At 55.5% G+C, this 20,768-nt stretch carries 14 protein-coding genes and 1 pseudogene; 10 read left to right on the top strand and 5 right to left on the bottom strand.

The features are described 5' to 3' along the window. Positions 1 to 265 precede the first annotated feature (265 nt). The 3 genes from CFBP5499_RS27890 (at position 266) to CFBP5499_RS27880 (ending at position 3,634) form a co-directional block, all read left to right on the top strand. Complete coding sequence (locus CFBP5499_RS27890; RefSeq protein WP_130932630.1) at positions 266 to 955, top strand: hypothetical protein; 690 nt, start codon at positions 266 to 268, stop codon at positions 953 to 955. Beyond that, positions 952 to 1,395, top strand: coding sequence for a hypothetical protein (locus CFBP5499_RS27885; protein ID WP_080830959.1), 444 nt, complete (start codon positions 952 to 954; stop codon positions 1,393 to 1,395). The genes CFBP5499_RS27890 and CFBP5499_RS27885 overlap by 4 nt, the downstream gene beginning before the upstream one ends. Before the next feature lie 175 nt (positions 1,396 to 1,570). Next, a complete protein-coding gene (locus CFBP5499_RS27880) occupies positions 1,571 to 3,634 on the top strand; it encodes an ATP-binding protein (RefSeq protein ID WP_080830960.1) in 2,064 nt (687 codons plus the stop codon). 82 nt (positions 3,635 to 3,716) lie between these two features. Here CFBP5499_RS27880 and CFBP5499_RS27875 read toward each other — a convergent pair whose 3' ends face one another. After that, entirely contained in the window at positions 3,717 to 4,403 is a 687-nt protein-coding gene (locus CFBP5499_RS27875) for a hypothetical protein (RefSeq protein ID WP_080830961.1), read from the bottom strand. Positions 4,404 to 4,509: 106 nt separating this feature from the next. On the opposite strand from CFBP5499_RS27875, the gene CFBP5499_RS27870 reads away from it, so the two are divergent. From CFBP5499_RS27870 to CFBP5499_RS27855, 4 genes are read left to right on the top strand one after another with little or no spacing between them, the layout of a single operon-like run. Further along, positions 4,510 to 7,962: a serine/threonine-protein kinase gene (locus CFBP5499_RS27870; RefSeq protein WP_080830962.1), complete on the top strand. Its 3,453-nt coding sequence runs from the start codon at positions 4,510 to 4,512 to the stop codon at positions 7,960 to 7,962. Further along, positions 7,959 to 9,431, top strand: coding sequence for a hypothetical protein (locus CFBP5499_RS27865; RefSeq protein ID WP_080830964.1), 1,473 nt, complete (start codon positions 7,959 to 7,961; stop codon positions 9,429 to 9,431). Before CFBP5499_RS27870 ends, CFBP5499_RS27865 begins: the two co-directional genes overlap by 4 nt. Then, on the top strand, positions 9,421 to 10,206 hold the full coding sequence (locus CFBP5499_RS27860; RefSeq protein ID WP_158523334.1) for a PP2C family protein-serine/threonine phosphatase: 786 nt from the start codon (positions 9,421 to 9,423) through the stop codon (positions 10,204 to 10,206). The genes CFBP5499_RS27865 and CFBP5499_RS27860 overlap by 11 nt, the downstream gene beginning before the upstream one ends. Then, complete coding sequence (locus CFBP5499_RS27855; protein WP_080830968.1) at positions 10,203 to 11,324, top strand: DUF3800 domain-containing protein; 1,122 nt, start codon at positions 10,203 to 10,205, stop codon at positions 11,322 to 11,324. Before CFBP5499_RS27860 ends, CFBP5499_RS27855 begins: the two co-directional genes overlap by 4 nt. A gap of 107 nt (positions 11,325 to 11,431) precedes the next feature. Here the strand turns inward: CFBP5499_RS27855 and CFBP5499_RS27850 are convergent, their stop codons facing one another. The 4 genes and pseudogenes from CFBP5499_RS27850 to CFBP5499_RS27840 all read right to left on the bottom strand — a co-directional run. Beyond that, positions 11,432 to 12,382: a hypothetical protein gene (locus tag CFBP5499_RS27850; RefSeq protein WP_080830970.1), complete on the bottom strand. Its 951-nt coding sequence runs from the start codon at positions 12,380 to 12,382 to the stop codon at positions 11,432 to 11,434. Between the two features lie 7 nt (positions 12,383 to 12,389). Beyond that, positions 12,390 to 12,644, bottom strand: a complete 255-nt coding sequence (locus tag CFBP5499_RS30255) for a hypothetical protein (RefSeq protein WP_080830972.1) — start codon at positions 12,642 to 12,644, stop codon at positions 12,390 to 12,392. Positions 12,645 to 12,690: 46 nt separating this feature from the next. Beyond that, the gene (locus CFBP5499_RS27845) at positions 12,691 to 16,005 is read right to left on the bottom strand and encodes a hypothetical protein (RefSeq protein WP_130932631.1); all 3,315 of its coding nucleotides are present in this window, start codon (positions 16,003 to 16,005) and stop codon (positions 12,691 to 12,693) included. A gap of 128 nt (positions 16,006 to 16,133) precedes the next feature. After that, positions 16,134 to 17,204 (bottom strand): annotated as a pseudogene (locus tag CFBP5499_RS27840) (RHE_PE00001 family protein); the annotation flags it as partial. A 109-nt stretch (positions 17,205 to 17,313) separates the two neighbouring features. On the opposite strand from CFBP5499_RS27840, the gene CFBP5499_RS27835 reads away from it, so the two are divergent. Genes CFBP5499_RS27835 through CFBP5499_RS27825 form a run of 3 tightly spaced genes read left to right on the top strand, consistent with a single transcriptional unit; the run spans position 17,314 to position 20,729 of the window. Next, complete coding sequence (locus CFBP5499_RS27835) at positions 17,314 to 18,966, top strand: Mu transposase C-terminal domain-containing protein (protein ID WP_080830981.1); 1,653 nt, start codon at positions 17,314 to 17,316, stop codon at positions 18,964 to 18,966. Between the two features lie 6 nt (positions 18,967 to 18,972). Next, positions 18,973 to 19,851 carry a TniB family NTP-binding protein gene (locus CFBP5499_RS27830; RefSeq protein WP_080830983.1) on the top strand — a complete coding sequence of 293 codons (879 nt, stop codon included), beginning with the start codon at positions 18,973 to 18,975 and terminating at the stop codon, positions 19,849 to 19,851. Further along, positions 19,848 to 20,729 carry a TniQ family protein gene (locus tag CFBP5499_RS27825; RefSeq protein WP_080830985.1) on the top strand — a complete coding sequence of 294 codons (882 nt, stop codon included), beginning with the start codon at positions 19,848 to 19,850 and terminating at the stop codon, positions 20,727 to 20,729. Before CFBP5499_RS27830 ends, CFBP5499_RS27825 begins: the two co-directional genes overlap by 4 nt. Positions 20,730 to 20,768 lie beyond the last annotated feature (39 nt).

Raw genomic sequence — 20,768 nt, 5'->3', positions numbered from 1 at the left:
GAAATGCATTGATGATGTTCTGGTTCGGAGGGGCGCTGTGATCAGGATTAGTCTTATATTGCCGATACTACTGTTAACGAGTTGCACATCTCTGCCTAATTCTAAGCAGCTTGCGGATTTTGGCTCCGCCGTAGAGTCCGGCGTTTCTTCGCTCAATGCTATCGCTGCGGAGAATAGGACTATTTCGATAGCAGCAGAACGAGAATTACAATCCGTCAATTATATAAAGGGAGCCGATTTCAATTTGCTCGAGGAACCAGAGTCCTTGATCAATACGAAAGAAATCGCGTTTCGGCAGAAAAAGATCAAAGTTCTTGCAGACTATGGCTCTGCGCTAAAAGCTGCCGCGGACGACGGAAATATTCAAAAGCTTCAGGATGCATCATCGGCGCTTGCAGAAACTGTCGCAAATCTCGGCACAGCCGTGGCTCCTGGTGCGGGTGCGATGCTATCAGCCGTTGCCAAAGCTGCCGGCAAAGGTGTCGGTATTGCCCTGAGTGACCGCTACGCTCGGCGGGTTAACCAGATCATCCGCGATACCGATCCGTCCGTTCAGATCGTAGTGCGATCCTTAAAGCAAGACGTCGCGATAATTAGCGGGAGTTTCGAAATCGCTCTAATCGAGTACAAACTCAATCAAAAGACTGCACTCGCGACCATTCGCGGAAATTCCTCCCCCAATGGGTCAAGTACCTCGACCACTGTTCCAACCTCTTCCGAAGTCGCGGGCCGGGCGCAGCTGCATGAGCAGTTCTTGGAATCGGCTGCATCGGTCGATGCAGCCAATGCTGCCTTCGCCGCCACAGCTGAGTATGACAACGTGCTTGACCAAATTGCCAAGACGCACCACGCTCTTGCCGCACAGTCTGGCAAAGCAAATTTTGACGTCGACTCCCTTGTCGCGTTGACAGGCAATCTCTCAGACCTCGTACAAGCAGCGAAGAAGGGCAAATGATGACAACCGAAGCGTTCGCCCAATTTCAGAATGCCGTCGACGATTATAAGCAGGCAAGATCAAGCAGATTGATCCGCGCACTGAAAGTCCGACGTGCCGCTGAACTCGCAAAAGCACCGGCCGGGAGTATTTCCAACGATGAAGCGTGGGAAGGAATGGTCGCGGAGGCGAAGGCCATTGCAATTCTGGGGACGCGAACTTCTGATCCGGACAAGCTTTTGGCTTATTCCCGGCAGATCGACATTCTGCGCCGCGAATACAACAACCTTGCAAATCTAAGTCTCGCCGCAAGACAAGCACTGTATGCGCCGGACGACGAAATCGCGGCCGCGGCTGCTAGCCTCAGAGCCACCGCAAAGGAGGCAGGAGACCTAGCCGATACTTTGACCACGATTGCGAAGTTAATGGGCGCGATTACCAAATTCATCGGTGCCATATGATTTGACGCTCGCACTAAAACGCTCGGGCAAGCGCCGTGGCTATTGCGGCAGGAAACCGAATGAACCCTTCAGGCTGATTAAAACGATCGAACCGATTGCCCAATTGCTTCCGCCACATTGATTGAAGGCATGAAATTGTTGCGCTATCAATAAGTGCAAAATACCTGGGGGATCTATGCCGACACTTGCGCCTAACGTGATCAATCGCGTCGACAAGCTCCCCAAACCATCCAATATCGCTCAGGCCATGCAGCCGTTATTTGAAGCGGTAAGCAATGCAATATTTGCAATCGAGGATATTCAGAAGAAACATCCCGATTATCAGGGTGTCGTGGACATTTTCGTGAGCGGCCTCCGCGACCCGGATGTGCTCAATATCGAGGTTATCGATAATGGCATAGGCCTAGATAGAAAGCGATATGAGGCCTTTTGCCAGCTCGATACTGATTTCAAGAAAGAACGTGGTGGTAAAGGGGTCGGCAGACTGTTCTGGCTCGATTCGTTCGCCGACGTTAGGGTCGAGAGCAAGTACCTTGAATCAGATCAGTTCCACGACCGCGCATTTACATTCCTTCTAAACAACGGGGAACAGCTCCGCGAGGACGACAACCGGCTGCACCTGTCTCGCGTTCGGAACACCGGGACTGTTGTTTCATTCAGAGGCTTGAGAGAGGCGAACTACCGGAAACAGTTCCCGGCAAGCGCTGAGCTATTCAAGCGGTATTTCAGCGCCCACTTTATCGCCGATTTCCTTATGGCTAGAGGCCCGAAGGTCCGTCTCGAAATTGATGGAGAGGAAGCTCGTTATCCAGAGGCAGTGTCCGGCTTGGTAGTTGGCGAGCCATTCGAAGCCAGCACCGACGAACATAGGGAATTCGGAGCGCTCAAAATAACTGGTTTTACCTGCAAGCCGGAAGCCAGCACTGGCTTAGACGGGATGCATCAGCTTCATCTCCTTGCTGACGGCCGAAACGTCGAACCTCGAAAGATCGATAAACTACTAGGGATCGACCGCGTACGCCGCGACGGCCATGACGACCTCGTATTTCACGGATGCATCACTGGCGACTACCTCAATCGGCATGTGAACGAGGGTCGTACGGCCTTCAACTTGGCCGAATCCAAGGTGAAGGAACTAATCAGGTTCTGCACTGAATTCATCAAGGAGAAATTCTTGACCGAACAAATCGCAGAATACTCGGAAGCGCGCCGCGAGGATTATCGGGGATTCGTGCAACGATATCCGATCTACGACTTTGCAGACGAAGATACCCAGCTCGATCGTGTTCCATTCGGAGCCCGAAGCCCGGAGGAATTCGCCACAGGCTTGGTAAAATACCAAATTCGGCGCGATGAGACTCGTCAAAAAGATATTGAAACGGTGATCAAGCTCCTCGAGGAAGGTCAAAGCGTTTCCGAGAACTTCGCCGAGACGGTTATCAAGGCGGCGCAGGAAGTTCAAAATTCGGAGCGACTGGCTTTGGCACAGCACGTCGTTCGCCGAAAGCTCGTCCTCGAGCTATTGGAACGCCTCATCAGACGAATTAGAGACCGCGGAGAAAAGGAAGAAGATTTCCATCTGGAAAGCACCCTCCATTCACTTATCGTTCCGATGCGCATGAATGGCAGCGACCCAAGCAAGGTGGAAGCCACCGTCCATGATCTTTGGATCGTTGACGAACGGCTGGCATTCACACGCTCCTTCGCTTCCGATCAGCGGTTGGCGGAAACTTTAAAGTCCGGTGGAACGGACATTCGCCCGGATCTATTAGTCTGGAACCTTGCCCACGGCTTGGGCGTGGTCGACCCATCCGACGATGAGAACGAATTCGACGCGTCCGAGCCACTGCGCAAAGCGATGATTGTCGAATTTAAACGACCTGGGCGGACCCAATACAAGAAGACCGAGGATTTGGTGGAACTGCAGATCACGAAATACCTAAGGCAGATGAAGAATGGCGAAATCGAAACATACAACCGTCAGAGGGTTCGCATAGCGCCGGATTGCATCTTCTACTGCTATGTGGTGGCCGACATAAGGGGCGACCTGAAGGAGCAGCTGGCGGGCTGGTCAACGACGGCAAATGGAGAGGGCCGTATCCGCGCCCTCGATAATGAATTTAAGGGATCAACGATCGAGGTGATCCAATGGCAGGATCTAGTGAATGATGCCTGGGCCAGAAACGTCGCCACCCTACATGCAGCAGGCCTACGTCGTTCAGCGAAACCAAGAGCCTGATTGCGACAACTGAGCAGCAGATACTTACAGCGATTCGTTTGTACCTTCCCACTGCTCATCATTGTCTGACCAACCGACATGATTAAAGCGTCAGCAAATCGGTCCTGCCAATTTTTGTCAGTTCGGAATTTATCCATGACTTGTATCCGCGGCTTGCTCCCTGCAAAGCCTCAGACAAACTAACCTCACTCAGATTAAAGTCTTCTGGCATCGAGAACTTTTGCTGAGCACGTACAACCTTCTCAACGACATAATCATAACCCACGTTGTGATCTTCGTGAAAATCGATCGCGAACAGCCCGTAGGTAGATTGGATGAGAGGATCGATAATCGTATAACTGAACTCTAGGGAAAGTTGCCTAAAATCCTCATCGTCCGGCGCGCAAAAGTGCTGAATGGCATTGCGTGCCTTCCGCAATCGCTCGAAACACTCTCGATTCGGAATGCGAATTCCACTTACCGCCCACAGCAGTTGAGGAATCTTGTCAAAATCATGGGTTTTCCCCTTCTTGATCAAGCTCGCGAGATCAATTTCTGCTGCCTGACCGTCGTCAAACGCGAACAAGTCTTTGAATATGAGAAGGGGATGTTCTCTCGCGATAGCTGCTTTCATGAACAGCTCGCCGGCGTGAGCGGCATTCAGTACGCAAATAAAATTCCAGTGCTCGTTTCCCGGATCGGCGAAGGTTAAATGAGTATTCGCTTGGGACAAAGCGCCTTTCGCTAATTTGAGAATTCGGTCCGGAATTTCCTTGAGCAACTCGTTCATTTTAGCCTCACCTCGCTATAATTTCGGATTTTATGAATTACGGCTTTCCAAATAATAAAACTTATGGTCGCATCCGTAACGGCTTCGGTTTCTTTTGGAAGATGCGGTGACTATTCAATCTGTTGACTCCCCAACCATACTCGGCAACCGCTTTGTCCTTGCCAATGAATTGCGCGAGGGCGGCATGGGGTCGATCCAGAAGGCATACGATGTGCTGAGCCAAGAACACGTGGCAATCAAACGTATGCTGCTCCAAGGCGACCCTGAGCGCCAGAAGACATCATTCCAGCGCGAAGCAGACGCTCTCGGGAAACTTGAGCATCCGAACATCGTTTCTCTCGTTAAAGTCGATCAGGATCTTGAGGGCCGATGGTATCTCGCGCTCGAGTGGCTAGAGGAAACAATTGAGGCTTACATTCAACGGAAAGGCGCGATCCCGTGGAATGGATTCTACACACTCATCGGTAAGCCGGTTCTGGACGCGCTTGTGTTTGCGCAGACACGCCATCAGATCGCCCATCGCGATCTGAACCCCCGGAACATCATGATGACCGGAAAGGAAGTGCCGAAGATCACCGATTACGGGATATCGAAAGTCTTTGGCCGCGATCCGTGGATGCCAGTCGCCGGCAAGACTTTCGTTGATGCGCGAACACCCGGTTTCTCACCCCTAGAAGCCGACGATGGCGTCCATACCTACGGACGCGATTGTTTCGGCTTCGCGGCGGTTGCCGTCTATTGCCTCGTTGGACGTACAATTGAAGGCGATGTCGATCTGGGTGTCGCCCTGCATGAGGCGGCGGTTCCGGAAGGGATCAGAGATATTCTTGAAAGATCCCTCTCCGAGGATCGGCGCAAACGGCCACTGGATGCAAAGCAGCTGAGGCTCGAGATCGAGGCTGTGGAAGCTCGCCGAGCCGTGGATATTGGCTATAAGTATCCTTGCTTTCTAGATCTGACGTCGATCGCGGAGGAACGTCTGGCCGAAGAGATATCGTTGGATGATGGTTCTGCCGTCCGGAGCTTTATCCTGCAAGAGCTCAGCGATGTTCACGGTTTGGCATTGCATCGATATGGTGATCAAGATCCATCCAAATCAAGCCTCGACATTTTCGGGTCGTCTTGGCGATTTCGCGGTCGCATCACGGGGCGGGGCAAGGACACCATCGAGATCTACGACTGCCGCGAGTTGGACGTGGCAACCGCAGCTTCGAAGCGGGAGCACGCCTTGCGACTGCCGCTTCAATTCTCATTCACCCCTGCCAGAGATCCAATCGTCGCGGCGGACATACTGTTGGAGATCTGGCAACGTGTAGCCGATCATGAGAACAGCCTAAGCCAGGAGCGGCAGGCTGCACGAAATGAGCGGATATTCAAAGCGTGGAAGGGCTACCTGCGTGACCGGGTCCGCTTCGAGATCGAGCGTTCCTCAGTTATGCATTTCACCAGCCGCAAAATCGAAGGAAACAAGGTCACCTTCGTCCTCGACAGCGCCGCATCCGCAGACGGTGTGGGGGAGGAGCGGCTCGTTCGAGCTGGTGGCCGCCATGTTTTCGGCACTGTGCGGAAGGTGGTCCTAGACCAGGTCGTTTTTGAGGTTCAGAGTGGCGTTGCCGATCTTATCCCGCGCAAGGGCGAGTTGATTTTGAACACGGTTGCAGCGGAGCGTTCCCTAGCCAATCAAAACAACGCGGTGGATGGGATCATGTATGGTCGAGCCGCAAATGAACGGTTGAAGGCCATTCTACTTGATCCGTCGCAAGCCAGGCCGCCGAGCGCTGTCGATCAGAAACACTTGTCGGAATCAAAGCTGGAGGGAGAAAAACTTGCCGTCTTGAAGCAGGCTCTCGGGACGAACGAAGTTCTGGCTATCGCCGGTCCGCCAGGCACGGGCAAAACAGATCTCATTTCTGAAATCGTCGTTCGATGGCTAGCTATGAATCCTGGAAAACGGATCTTGCTTTCCTCGCAAACCCACACGGCCCTTGACGAGGCTATTGAACGAATCGCCGGATTGGTTGGCGACGGCGAAGAGATTGTTCGGATCGGGAGGCCGGACGACGAGAGGATCAGCGAGTTCTCGAAGCGCCTCCTTCTCGAAGAAAAGGTAAATTCCTGGGCGGAGCAAGTGAGAGCAAAAGCCGAACAAAACCTGACTGAATGGGCGGTTGCCAAGGGCGTCGATCGTAACCTTGTCCAGCTTGGCATGCTCGTCGAGAGGCTCGCCCAGACTATCGAGCGGCGCCAGGAGGTTGAGCTCCGACTCGAAGATGCTGAGCAGCTAATTGATAGGGTTGAAGAAGTTTCGGAAGGACGTCATCGCCGCCACGAGATCGATCATGAGCTCGAAGAAAAGACCGTTGTTCTGGGCGACGAGATCACGCTCCTCAAGAATACAAGGCGAGCGTTGCGTACTGAAGAACGCACCATCCGCGACCAGCTTCGATCTTCGGTTGATATGGGACCGGACATCGCAGGCATCCGCGATCCCGAGGAGCTCAGGGAATGGCAGGACCTCTACCTTCAGGGTTCGCCAGCTATAGAGGCGTGCAAAGACCGGCTCAAGCTCCTTGAAGGCTGGTTGCTGAAGGTCGGGAAGACAGGTGATTTCAACGCTGCAGTCGTGAATGATGCTCGCGTGATCGCGGGCACATGCGTTGGCGTCGCGGGCGTTCGGGGTATTGAGGATGTCCAGTTCGACTTGTGCATCGTTGACGAGGCCTCCAAGGCGACCGCTACCGAGATACTAATTCCGATGTCGAAGAGCAAGAAGTGGATCGTCGTCGGCGATCCAGAGCAACTTCCGCCGTTTTTCGAGGATTTCGGAGACGAGTTGCTCGAGCAGTTTGATGAGGAAGAGGATATTCGCCCGACAATCTTGGATCGCTTTCTGAAGGGAGTTGCAGCTCTTCCAGCCGCAAGCCGGGCGGAGATGCGCGTCCAGCACCGGATGGTGGCGCCTATCGGCGAGCTCGTTAGCCACTGCTTTTACGACGGCAAACTCAAAAGCCCGATCGAATCGCATGGACTGGATCTATCAGGGAAGCTGCCCGCCCCCGTGACTTGGTACACAACGTCAGCAGAAAAGAGGCGTGAAGAGCAGCGTCATGCGAGCACTTTCGATAACGCGCTTGAAGCACAGTGGATCAAACGAATCCTTGATGACCTCCAAGCGACGACTGAGCAAAATTGCACCCAGATTACCGTTGCCGTCATCGCCGGCTATTCTCGTCAGGTCGGACGGCTGAACCTGATGACGCGCAAATACGCCGGAGATTGGCCTAATCTCAGCATTGTCTGCAACACTGTTGACGCCTTCCAGGGTAAACAAGCGGACGTCTGCATCTACTCTGTCGTTCGATCAAATCTTCGGAAACAGTTCGGCTTCCTTCGAGAAAAACCGCGGCTGAACGTGGCATTGTCGCGTGCGAAATCGGCGCTGATCATCGTCGGCGATCATTTGTTCTGCCAAACCGCCAAGGCCCCGAACCCCTTCCGGAAAGTGATAGAGTGGGTAGAGGCTCATCCCGGCGAGTGCCATTTGGGGCCACTGCAATGATGTCCACTCAGCGTGCAGTTCGTGAGTTTGGTCTCCGCCCAGGCTTCGATCTGGTGGATGTGAAGAAATGCGGCCTTCCCGTTTTCCGTCTCACTGTGGAAGCAATAACGCTCCGGCGACAAAACCTGCCAACCATTCAAGAGTTCGTGCTCAAGTCCCTGATGATCGAGGATGCGACAGCAGTCGAGATCGCGGCCATGCTTGGTCTGGCAATCAGGCACGTCGAGGAAAACCTGACTCGTCTTCTGTTCGAGCAACTCGTCACCGAGTTAAGCGATTCCCTGTCAGATACTAAGTATCACATTACTGATCTAGGAAAGGAGCGACTGGAAAGCGGACAAAGCCGGCCGCAGGATGAAACTTTGGTCTTCGACTACGACCTTCTTCTCCATTCACCCGTCAAACTTATTGATGCCCAGGTCGAGGGTGCAAAAGAAGCAAGGCAAAACGGCACTTTGCTTTTGCCTGCGGCATCTTTAGACCCTCCCGGTCTAGACACGTTGGCACTCAATACTCTTGGACAGGCGGTTAGAAGGATCGGGGGCAAAGAGTTCCAGAAGCAGATCCTCGGCTTACGTCGCGTACTGCGTCACCAGATGATGTTTCGGCCGACCACAGGCCTCCTATTCCGCAATCGCCTCACTGGTGATCTCGAATTGGGGCTTGTTGTCGATGACAAGCTGAGCGAACGCCACGAAGTCGAGTTTTCCAGAACCGGCGGATTAAAAAAGGCTGGTTTTATCAAGGGGAGTTGGTCCGAGGATGCTGGTCGCATCAAAGCTTTCATTGGTGACAACATGTGGTCGAAAATCGCCGACGACCAAGCAGAGGCTGTTAAGTCCATGCTGAGACAACTCACCCAGGAGCGAATTGAGCTCGTTGAGATGCACGAGCGCAAGCGCCGCAGCCGTGACAAACTCAAAAGTCATCAGCTTCGAACAGTCGAAGATCTTGACCGACAGATTGCGACCTCAACTACACAGCTTGACGAACTGCCACTTCGATCAGTGAGCCCCTCGGAGCTAGGATTCCTGTTTAAAGACGCACTCGAGCACACGGAAAGTGAGTTGATTGTCAGCATCGACGCGGTCGAACACGAAGGCATGTCTCGACAAGTCGTCAGCCAGCTCGGAAAACTGGCTGAGCGCGCCACGGTTGAAATCATGACAAATGACCCGATCGACTCGATACCGACTGGCGAAAAGGGAACATTCGAGCCGGGTGTACAGCTTTGGTCGCTTGCGAACGTCAATCGCCGGCTCACGCTGGCAGAGCGTGGATCGGAGCTTCACAATCTATCTATCGTGGTGAAAGATCGAAAGCTTGCGATCATCGCGGCCGGGCCGATTGTAAAACCTGCCGGCCGTAGACCTCATTTTCGCATTCAGACAGCCTATGTGACGACCGATACCGATATTGTAGCGCTAGTGCGTCAAAAGCTGCGGAATGGAGTGCAAGTTGCCGTCTGATATCGCAAAAGTGTCCATATCCGCCGCGACCCACAAGGGTTATGCCCGTAATAGCAACGAAGATAGCTTTCTTGTCGATCATCGCATAGGAGGTGGCGATTTCGACCAGTTGGCGATCGAGTTGGTTACGGCATCTGACGCTATCGTTCTCGCAATTGCAGACGGCTTAGGCGGACACAAGGCCGGTGAGGTGGCGAGCCGCTACGCTGTTGAGCAAATATCGGCTAATTGCGACGACGTGGACTTTGGTGACGATACCTCGGTGTCGGAACTGCTGGACTCAATCAGCCGCGGCCTGCATCATCGGATGTTAGAAACTCCTGATCTGTTGGGAATGGGAACGACAATCGTTCTCGCGGTTGTCACTGCACAATCGTTGACGTTCATCAACGTCGGTGACAGCCGCGGCTACGTAATCGATGAGAACGGTCTTCGCCAAGCCACTCATGACGATGTTCCGCCCAGTTCGTCGACAGCGCCGCGCCGCAAAGGTGCGATTACCCAGGCCCTTGGTGGGATGTCGCTCCAGACGCGTGTCAGACCGCACATCCATCGTAGCAGTCCACCGGCCGGCGACTGGTCTCTGATCCTCTGCTCTGATGGCGTGACAGACTTCCTCTCGTCGGACGAGATCGCGAGCATCGGACGATCTGGCACCGCGGATGCTATGACGCTCATAGACAGCGCCCTACGTGCTGGCGGGGAGGACAATATTTCAGCAATTGTCGCCAGGTGCACTCAGCCCCCATTTACCAATGGGCAGATCGATCCGTGACGAAGCACTTTTACCTGGATGAAAGTGGCAACACTGGAGACCTTTGCAAAGTCGGGGCACACCCTTCCTTCGGCGGCCAACGCATGTTCTCCCTGGCGTGCATCGGAATCGACGATATCAATGCACTTGCCCACGAAGTCGAACGGCTCAAGTCCTTGCACAAGTTACACGGAACTGAACTGAAATCGACGCAAACTAAAGCGAAGCCGAAGTTCGTATCAGATCTTGCTCGGTTCTTGCACTCGCGAGAATGGCCCGTTTTCATCGAACTTGTCGACAAGCACTATCTGGTTATGGCAAATATCGTCGAGCGGCTCGTTACATTGCATCTTTTGGGAACCGAGCCATCACGCGGTGCGCTGTTTGTAAAAAATACGATGGCAGATTACATCGCTCTGCATGCCCCAGATGACCTTGGCCCGCTCTATGCGAAAGCTTGCCAAAAGCAAAACCGTCCAGATTGTCGCAGGGTCTTTCAGCGGTTGATCTGGTGGAGCCATCGCTCCCAACGGGATCGCGATATCGCGGCTGGAATCGAGCGCTCGACGCGAGCCAGTTTAAAGCTCTTTGAGAAACTGCATCCGTACGAAGCTGTCCGAAGTGTCCTTCCAATCCCTGATCGTAGCAAGCGGGATGGGACGATCTGGCTCTTACCCAACATCTCATCGTTCACGACAATATATGGCCGCATTAATCGCCACTTCAACGGCGACATCGCTGATGTAACATTCGTTCACGACGAGCAGGTCCATTTTGACAAGATCATTGAGGTGAACAAGGCACTCGCCGAAAGTCTACGAGACGACCTTTCGCGTGTGAAGCTACGAACTGCCGACTACAGCTTCCAGTCTTCGCCGAGATTGACGTTTCAAAACTCCAAGGAATCGCTGGGCATTCAAACCCCGGATGTGATCGCTGGCTTCGCATCCCGCTATATTTATCAGAAACTCTGGCAGCCCGAGACAATTAATGCCGAGCATGATCAAGCTTTCCATTTGATCGACCGTTTCACGCGTGCCAACGGCGTCACGGGTATTAATTACGTGGCACCAAGAGAATTGCTCTATGCGCTCGGTCTTTCACCACTTGCAAACTATGAAGATGTAGGTCAGCTCTAGTCTAGGGCAGGCGTCCATAAAGTTCCCTCCGTCCGAAACCTCCGCTGCGGGTCAGCTTTCAAACCGAGCTCCAAAACAGTCCGCCGTACCGCCTGCCGCCTTTTCGTTTACAGGATGTTCGGCGCGGTCGGGACGAGGCGACGTGCGGTAACCCCTCCGCCGTCTCGGGCGAGGACTTCGACGAGGGCAGCGTTCTGCCCGTTGACGAAGAGGTTCCGAAAGACTGGCTCAAACTTCGCATGCGAAAACGTCATCTCAGGTAGCTTGATGTCAGCTAACGTGCCAGCGAGGTAGTCGGCAACCCGAATGAACTCCGCGTATTCGTTCTTTCCGTCCCATCCAGGCAGCCCGAAATAAAACTCCGGCTCGAGAGCATCCTGACCGTTTATCATCCGATGAAGATGGAAATACAAGAAGGCGAGGTCGAAGGCCACTTTGTCGTACTTGTCGAACATAGCATCCCGGTCGCTGATCCAGCGGACGAATTTGGGCTTCTTTTTAACTGCCAGATGCCGACAAACAATCGATGCAAATGCTGAACAGAGAAGAATCTGTCGAGCCAGATTGGAATTTGGCGAGCGCTTTTTCATCTCGGTCTGAAAGCTCGCCAGCCGCTTGTCCACCGCCCGGTAATGATCAGCCTTCTGGGGGATCATGGCCGCTAGTTGGGAAACGACATCCCGCATGTCCTGAAGAGCGCCACGGATGTTGTCGTCGGTCATGTAGTCACGAAGCAGCTTCGACTTCTTCCCGATCAGGTAGCTGACGCTGAAGACGACAGGGCAGCTCAGATAATCGATGAGGCCGTCCGACGACGACCGAGATCCTTTGATGTCGCTAGGCGCTACCGCCGCGATGTATTCCTCGATGTTCGACTGCGTGTCGTGATTGAGAACTATTGCGAAAGCAAAGGTGTCATTGGCCTTGTTCGGATCTCCAATGCAGTAATCGGAAAAGACGTTCCACGCCAGACCCTCGGGAAAGCCCTTGAACCATGTTTCGAGATCCGCCGAGATGGTCCGGTACACGGTTTCGAGAAGGTTGATCAGTTCGAACATGCCGCTCTCACTTCATGCTTGGAGGCTTCGGCCGGTTTCCAGGTGAGCGTTTCGGCGTGTCGGATGTCACGTCGTCGCCCCGACGAACTACCAGCTTCGGTATCTTCCGGAATCTGCCGCTGTAGCGCACAAGTCCGTAGGCCTCACAGACCTTGGCCGAGAACAGGCGATGCAGCTCCTGCCGATCGTCGATGTTGAAGGATTGGACCACGCCAAAGCGGATCTCGAAGACCTCGTGCGGTGTCAGGCCGCTATTGTCCATAGTAACACTTCTTCTGCGAGCCTCAGGGCTTCGGTCAAAGTCAGCACTATCGTTGTGAGTTCTGCCGGAGCCGCTTCAGTTTTTCGATAGCTCGTAGAACCGGTGCATCCTTAATGCCGTCTGGGATGTATGGGTCTACGTCCTCATCGAGGCTTGAAATGTCGGGATCGTTTTCGCCGATCTGCCACGCCTGGCGGACGACGATTTCCTTCAAGGTTATCTGGCGTCCAAGCGGCGCCGGCGCATCCTGAAAGGTCGGAAGATGAAATGGCGCAAGCTGAGCTGTTCCGAGACGATGGTACTCCGTCAGGAACCTGTCGAGATTGTCAGAATTCGACGGGTACATGCGATTGTAGCGTGCAACGTACGCAAATACGGTTCCGGGACCGCCTCGACCGAGGTCCAGGCTTGGACCGACTGAAACCGCATACGAGTGCGGCTTCTTACGAGAAACTCCGCGAATGATGGCGACGCGGATCGCTCCCTTGGCGTCCATCTCGCCATAGCGGCTATGAAAGCCTTCGAAAATCGCAAGCGCTGCCTGTCTGTCAGCAAAGGCAAGCCCAAGGATTGGAAACATGTTGTATTCGGGCGGCGCGGTGATGAAGACAGAGCCGTTCCAGCGTGCGGCGTTCCACTTCGGTATGTCGATCGGCGACAGTACCCCATAGTCGCGGTGTGTCATCTTATCTTCGTCGAACATACCTGGCGGCGGTTCGCCGTCGCCAAACCGTGGCGGCGTCGGAGCTTCGACTTTTCCTTGAGGTTTCCAGGGTTGCTCACGCAGCAGCGGATAGGTCTTGAACTCTGGGCGGTCGTGGTCTGTCATGCGCAAAGGCGCGTGATCGCCGAAAATGTTCTCTGTCATCATCGGCACATTGGAAAACAGCAGCGCCCGGCCGAACACGTTTTCTTTTTCCAGCGTTTGAAGATGCGTTTCATCAGGCATGATCACCATTCGGCCGATGATATGCGCGATCGCGTCCCTGCAAAATGTCCTAAAGGCGATCAGGCTGGCCTTCGATGCGGTCCCAAAATTCTCCTCGTGAGCGATACGCCCGACGGTAATTCCGCCTTCCTCGACAAACTCGAGCACCGGCGGACCGACATGCGTCGGAACCGGATCAATGCGTATCACCAGACGTTCGCATGCCGGCAGGACTTTTGCGTTCAGGCTTGTGGCGACGAAACTTTCGACGACGCCGAGTAGAGCTTCGGCGATCGAAATCGAGGTCATTTTGGACACTGCGTCGAAAACCAGTTCCGCGCCGATGACCCGGCAAGTGAGGGAGCTTCGATCGCCGGCGTTGATCATTGCGGTTGGTGCGACCCTCGCCGCCTCGCCCTGCGCCCAGATGTCGAGCATGATCGTCTCAACCTTGTCCTCCGACGTCTCCGAAAGGATCCACTTTTCGTCGCGCAGCACGTCCCACTGCCCCAGGAGAAACAGTGTCGTGAAACCGGCTTCCGTCAGATCGAGGTGGTGCAGGCAATCGTGGAGACGTTCGAGCTCTCTGAGAGCTTCCGCAGGCGTATTGAGGATCAGTGCACCCAACTTCATCGCGTTGGAATAACGATACTTGTTTACTTCCGTACGCTCCTCGTCATCCCGGGCGCAGGAATAGCGGATGTTCATTTCCAGCATATGGAAGGCAACGGCCTGCGGTACGCGGCCAAGCTGGATCTCGAAGGTGAAGAGCGCGTTCACCATTGCAGCGCTGATGCCGGAGACGGAGCCGTTGGTTGTACGGTTCTGTCCGAGCTGATGGCTGACCACTGACATCGCACTGGAGCGTGCCGCCCAGGGCAGGCCGGCCATATCATAGGCTTGAGCTAAGCCTGCCAATGTCTTGAAGAGTTCGTATTCGTACTCCTTCTTCACCAGCCCGTCGATCGTTCGACCGAACCAGCGGATCGCCTCGTACGGCTTTCCGTGCTCCAGCTTCTGCTCTGCTCTCTGGACATTGACGACCGCGCTTTCTCCTTCACGACGGCGTTCGGCGAGAGCATCCGCGACGTGCTCAACGAGGTCGTCGTAAGCGGAGCTTTCGATAAAGGCTCCGAACTCGGTCAGGGCATCGGTGACGGGCTCGAAAGGAAAGGTCCCGAGGCCCCGAGAATCCTCGATTAGTTTGATGAAGCTGCGCCAGATGTCATCGAAGCCAAGCTCGGGATTATCGTGCCGCCGATCGACAAGCTCGACGAAGAGAAGGGCAGATCTTGCCTGCAGCGCGTTATTCGGCCGGGCATCAATGTCGGCTATGAGTTGCAGTCTGCTTCGCAAGGCGTTGCCGCGCTCGTCAAGCCTTGCAAACTCCGGGCCGACCTTTTCCGCCGCGACAGACATTCGCAGCAGCGACCACAGATTGCCCAGCTTCTCAACGATATCTGCGTCTTCATTATCTGCGATAAGTTCCAGAGCCTCGCCGAAGAGACTGGAGAGCGCGAGAAAGTCGTCGAACCAGAAATAGACGGTCCAGGCCCAGTTGTAGACGACACGGAACTCAAGTGCCTTGCTGCCGGAGGCGATGGCTGCGCGGCGGGCCTGCATGAAACGGGCATCGACCTCAACGCGGGGCTTTCCTAGGCCGCGGGCCGTCAGCGCTCCTTCAAGACAATCTTCCGCCAGCAGATGAGGCGTGCCGCTGTAGCGGGATGCGTCCGAAATCTGGCCGTCGAGCGCTTGGAGATCGCGGGCTCGTTCATAGTCCCTTGGTCCGGGTGTCGGAACCTGTCGCTCATACTCGGAGGACAGGCCGAGGGCTTTGACAGCAAGGGAAAGTCGCCCGTTGTCGAAGACCTTTTCCAGTATCCAGTTGAGATCGAGAACACGCACCGGAATACTATATTTTACAGAGAGGCTGTCTTCGATGTCTGCCCGGGTCTTAGCGCGTGCCGGCTGGTTGGTGATGAAATAAATTCGCTTGTAATCACGCTTCGTGCCGACAATGCTCGCGACATCACTGCGCGCCTTGCCGGTCCAGGCTTTTTTGGCGCTGATCGCAAAGGCCCATCTTTCCTTCGCTGCCGCCTGCTCGCCATGATACCAGCGTAACGCCACTTCAACGCTTACCGGATAGGTCTCGGTGTCGACCTTGGCATCGCCGCCACCTGTCGGCCCCGTGTTGGGAACCAGGTTTGGGCAAAGCTCGGCTTCGGCAAGTTTCCTAGCGAAATGTTCAAACGTCGTCTCGCCATTGCGGCTGGTCATCGTAGAGAGGTGATAGGAGAGTACCTCTTTTGTCAGCGTTGATTCCACGCTGGCAAATGTGTCCGAGAAAAGATGCGGGCGCCGCTTCCGCATGTACTCGGAGGGCAGCGGAGTTATTCCAGTTTTGTCTTCCGTACCCTTCGCTTTCATTGCGTTAATATAAGCCCACCCATGCCAGCCGCAATGGCTTCCAGACGCTGATCAGTGGAAAACATCTAGGATGATGCCAGCTTGCCTTCACGACGATTTCCAAATCAAAATGCTGCCGCGCTCTCGAACTATATTATTCCCCACGCCCGAAACCTCCCCCTCCCCGTCATCTCCCTCAAGCCGAGTTCCAAAACGATCCGCCGCGCCGCCTGCGGCGTGACCCCGAGCGCCTTTTCGACCATCCCTGCCGACACCAACGGCTTTGCCATGACGAGTTCGACCAGCTCCGGCAGTTTTGAAGACATCCGCCGCCCGTCCAGTTTTCGCTCGAACAGTGTCCGGGCCAATGCCAGCCGGTCATGTTCTTTCAGTCCGATCTCGGCGGCCGCGATCAGCCCATGAGCAATGGCGAGCAACCGGGTCTCCCGATCACGGTGCCGGCGCCGAGCTACGGGAATGGTTTTCAGTCCGAGATTGATGGCGGCGATATGGGCGCCTGTCGTGATACCTGCCTGGCGCAGGATGGAGGCGGCAAACAGCCGGCCGAGCCAGGGCGCGTGCTGCAGGACGGAAAGTTCGTTCCAGCCATCGAGGGCAACGATCGCTTGTAGCACCGCCGGCAGATGTTCAGCCTGGCGCAGCACGCCGCGCCATTCCTCCAGCCGCGCATCCTCGTCCCAGTCGAGATCATAGACGAGAGCGTCTCGTTCGCGGGAGTCAGCGCGCCCGGGCCGCTTCGCCTGTTCGATCGCCGCTTCCGATCGCGCCAGCAACGCATCGATGGCGGCATAGTCTACGCCAGACAGATCCTCCAAGACATCCCCATCTTCCCCCTCCCCTTCCGAATCGATGGCGACCGCGGGCCGAGTGACGCCGCCGGGCTCCACCGCGTCAGCGCCGACGGAATTGATGTCAGACGTCTGTCGCAAAGTTCGGATACCCTCTGCCGATAACGCCCAATCCGGCGCGTGCGAGGCAATTCGGCGGCGGGTTCGGAGAACGTCGCGGGCGATGGTCAGCTCATGGGTGGGTGTGCGAATATCGCGAGTGGCGTCGTGGAGGACGAGGTCTTCGAGATGGACCAGTTCGCCGTCGATCCACAGCGAGGCACAGGCATCGGTAAAATGGGTTCGCTCGAGGAAGCCTGCGCCGACCGGTGAACGGGCGATGCGCTCGTCGAGACGGGTCAAAGCGACACCGGTGTGGGTTTTGGTTTAATTTTGCAAATCGCAAATTGTCATACAGGCGTTAGGGTTAGGCGATAGATTTGAGTAGATTTTTCGCTAAGAATTTCAGCGAGGTCTACCCATGCCAAAGCGATTACATGACCAGGGACTGCCGGCGACACGCGCGATCTCAGATGAGCATTGGTCGGCTGCACTTCGCATTGCCCAGGAACTGGATAAGATCCTTGATGGCATCGGGCCGAAGCAGCCTGCCATCTCGCGCGCGGCGGTCGAACTGCGACTGACGCGGCGGCAAATCTACAATCTCCTCGTCCGCTATCGCATGGACAGGACGGTAACTGCCTTACTCCCCCGCACCGCAAACAGCCGCCGGAAACGGCTGTCAGAGAAACTTGAAGCAATCATAGTAACAACGCTGCGCGAGCAATGGCTGACACTGGAAGCTCCGCCCCTTGCCCCGGTTGTGGCCGAAATCCGGGCTCGCTGCGAAGAAGCCGGGTTGGCACAGCCGTCATACGTTACCGTTGCCCGACGTATCCCGATGCTGTTTACCGCTGAAGAGATCGCCAAGAAACGGTCAGCCAATCCGAAACACCTGCTCCGGCTGAGGCCTCGACCAGGATATATTCACGCAACCAATCCGCTAGACGTTTGCCAGATCGATCATACTCCGGCCGATATCAATTTCGTGGAGGTCGTTGACGGGGCTGGCGTATTTGTCGGTCGTCCTTATCTCACGATAGTGACCGATGTGGCATCACGCGTTATTCTGGGTTTCTGCCTGACTTTGGAGAAACCGTCTGTCCTGTCGGTCGGACTATGCGTCGCCCAGGCGATGTGCCCGAAGGACGAATGGCTTGCCAACCGTAACCTTGCCCACGCCTGGTCGACTTTCGGCAGGCCTCGAGTGCTCGTCACCGACTCGGCGATGGAATTCAAGGGGAACGCTTTCCAGCGTGGCTGCGACGATTATGGCATCCGCATTCGATATCGTGATCGGGGAAGGGTGCATCAAGGCGGCGTGGTCGAACGGCTGCTGGGCAAGCTCAACGCTATCCTCGCCACCTATCGCGGTTCGACCGGACGGTCCGTGGTTGATCGCGATGACTATCCCTCGGAACGGCGTGCCTGTCTCGGTTTCGCGGACCTGGAGCGGTGCGTTGCGCTGGCCGTCCTTGATCACAACCGGCAGGAAAACACCAAGACACTGAGGGTGCCGAATACGGAGTGGCAGCGCAACGACGCAGCTTTGCCGCGCTTCAATGACGATCCACACACTGTTTTGTTGTCGTTTCTGCCGGGTACGGAAAGAAGATTGTCGCCGCAGGGGATCAGCATGTTTGCTGTGCATTACTATGCGTCATGGCTTGGCGGCCTCATCCCGCAGCGAGACCGGCTCGGAAAGCTGGACGTAAGATATGATCCTCGGGACATCAGCCATATCTATGTCCGGGATCCGGAATCCAGGCAGTTTCGGCCTGTCGAGCGGCGTGATGGCAGACTTGCATCACTGACACTTTGGGAACATGAGGCTGAGCGCGCCCGTCAGCGCGAGGCAAACCACCGCTCAAGCGTTGAAAAGGTGGAGTTTCGCCGCGAGATCGCTTCCATAGTCGAGACTGCGAAACCGTCCAGGAGCCAGTTGCGAAATGCTGTCCGCGGCATCCATGCGGGTGCGTCGCAGAAGCCTTTTGCCGCCATGCAGGCGAAAGCGCCCGTAATCTCACCTCATCCCGGCCGCCAGAAAAGCCGACTACCGGTCGAAGACTGGTAGCACGACATGTCGGAACATCTGCTCGACCATGTCCGACCCTATCTTGAGCGCGACCAGGATGAGCGGATCGCCTACATCCGTGCCCCGCGCTGGATCGGGCATCAGGTTGCACAAGACAGCCATCGACGGCTCACCGAACTGCTCTCAAGACCGCCGTCATTGCGAACCCAAGGCCTGATGCTGGTCGGCCCCTATGCCAATGGCAAAACGATGATCGCCGAGCGGTTTGCCGTCGAACATCTGCGAACATCTGTCCAGCAAAGGCTTTGGATGGTCCAGACGCGCGAGGGGGCGGGGCTCGGCCATTTCTATGCCAGCATTCTCCAGGCACTCCGCGCGCCCGGCGGCGATATTTGGAATGTGAGCCGCAAGGCGGAACAGCTGGATCACTTGCTGGCAAGTCTCAAACCAAGGGTGTTGATCTTCGACGAGTTTCACAACGCACTGCGCGGAAGAACACGCGACGTCGAGGCGATTTTTGCGTTCCTGCGACGGATCGGTCGCCAGTATGACATCTCCCCGGTGCTGATTGGGGACGTATCCGTCTATGACTTTCTCAATGCCACCAGCGAGATGGCAAGCCGTTTTGATCTGGTCTCGGTCCCGCGATGGCAATACGACGAGCGCTATTTGATGTTGCTCGACAGCCTCGAAGCGGCGTTGCCTCTTGCCAGGATCTCGGATCTGTCCAGCGAGCCGTCGGCACGACTTTTATTCAGTCTATCGGAAGGTTTGATAGGCGAGACCATCACCATCATCACAAAGGCGGCCGTCGCGGCGGTGCAATCGGGAACCGAACGTATCACTAAGGCGGGCATCGTTGAACTGCGGCACATACCAATTTCGCAGCGGCGCAATCCGTCTTTGCGCGACAACCTGTTATGACGATGGGCGGCGCGGGCATCCCGACAATCAGCGTACTACAGAGATATCGTCACGTCGTTTCCGAGCAATGGCCCATCGACGTCTTACCGCAAACCGACGAATTGCTGTCGAGCTGGCTGCACCGTCTTGCTTATGCCAACGGTGTTGCACCAAGTGGATTCGCCCGCGTCCTCGGACTTGGATCTGGCATGTGGTCGCCATCCATCGACCTCAGGCCATCGAACGACGTCAAAAACCTGCTGTGTGCAAATACCGGCGTATCCCACCATCAGATCCATGCAATGGCCCTGTCGAGGGACCTGCCGACGGAGCTCTTGTTGCCGCTACGCAACAGCGGTCGGCGCGGGACTTCAACCTGGCTGCAGTTTTGTCCCCGATGCCTGGCTGGTGATGAGCATCCATATTTTCGCCGCAGCTGGCGTTTGGCCACTAAAGTATCTTGCGGCGACCACCGCTCCGGATTGCGCGACCGGTGCCCATCCTGCCAACGACGTATCGAAGCCTACGCTCAAAGCAAACTCGTCCCACAGCATATTTGCGCCCACTGCGGTTTCGATTTGCGCAGGGCGTCAAGGGTCATCATCAGCGTTGCAGCGCAACTGGTGGATTGTCGCATCGATCAGATGTGCCGCAGGGCCAGCGTCACTCCAGAACATCGGCGCGTTTTCCTTGCACGATTGCTGCAGATTCCCACGCTGGTGATGACCCATACTTCCGGTTCGTTACTCAAGCTTTCCAGCTCGATGCGCATCCGATGCTTCGAAAAGCTTGCAGATCGCGTTTGCGAACGAATAATGCTTGATGACGATAATCCTGTTTGGCCAAGTCCTTATAGGGCCGAAACTACTGGAAATCGTTGGGCAAATGACCTAGTTTAAAACCTTACAGTGCGTGCTGCGTGCGCTGCGGGCTTCCCC

The organism is Agrobacterium tumefaciens, assembly GCF_005221325.1.
Classification (GTDB): Bacteria; Pseudomonadota; Alphaproteobacteria; order Rhizobiales; family Rhizobiaceae; genus Agrobacterium.
This window is presented reverse-complemented; position numbering and strand designations above follow the sequence as displayed.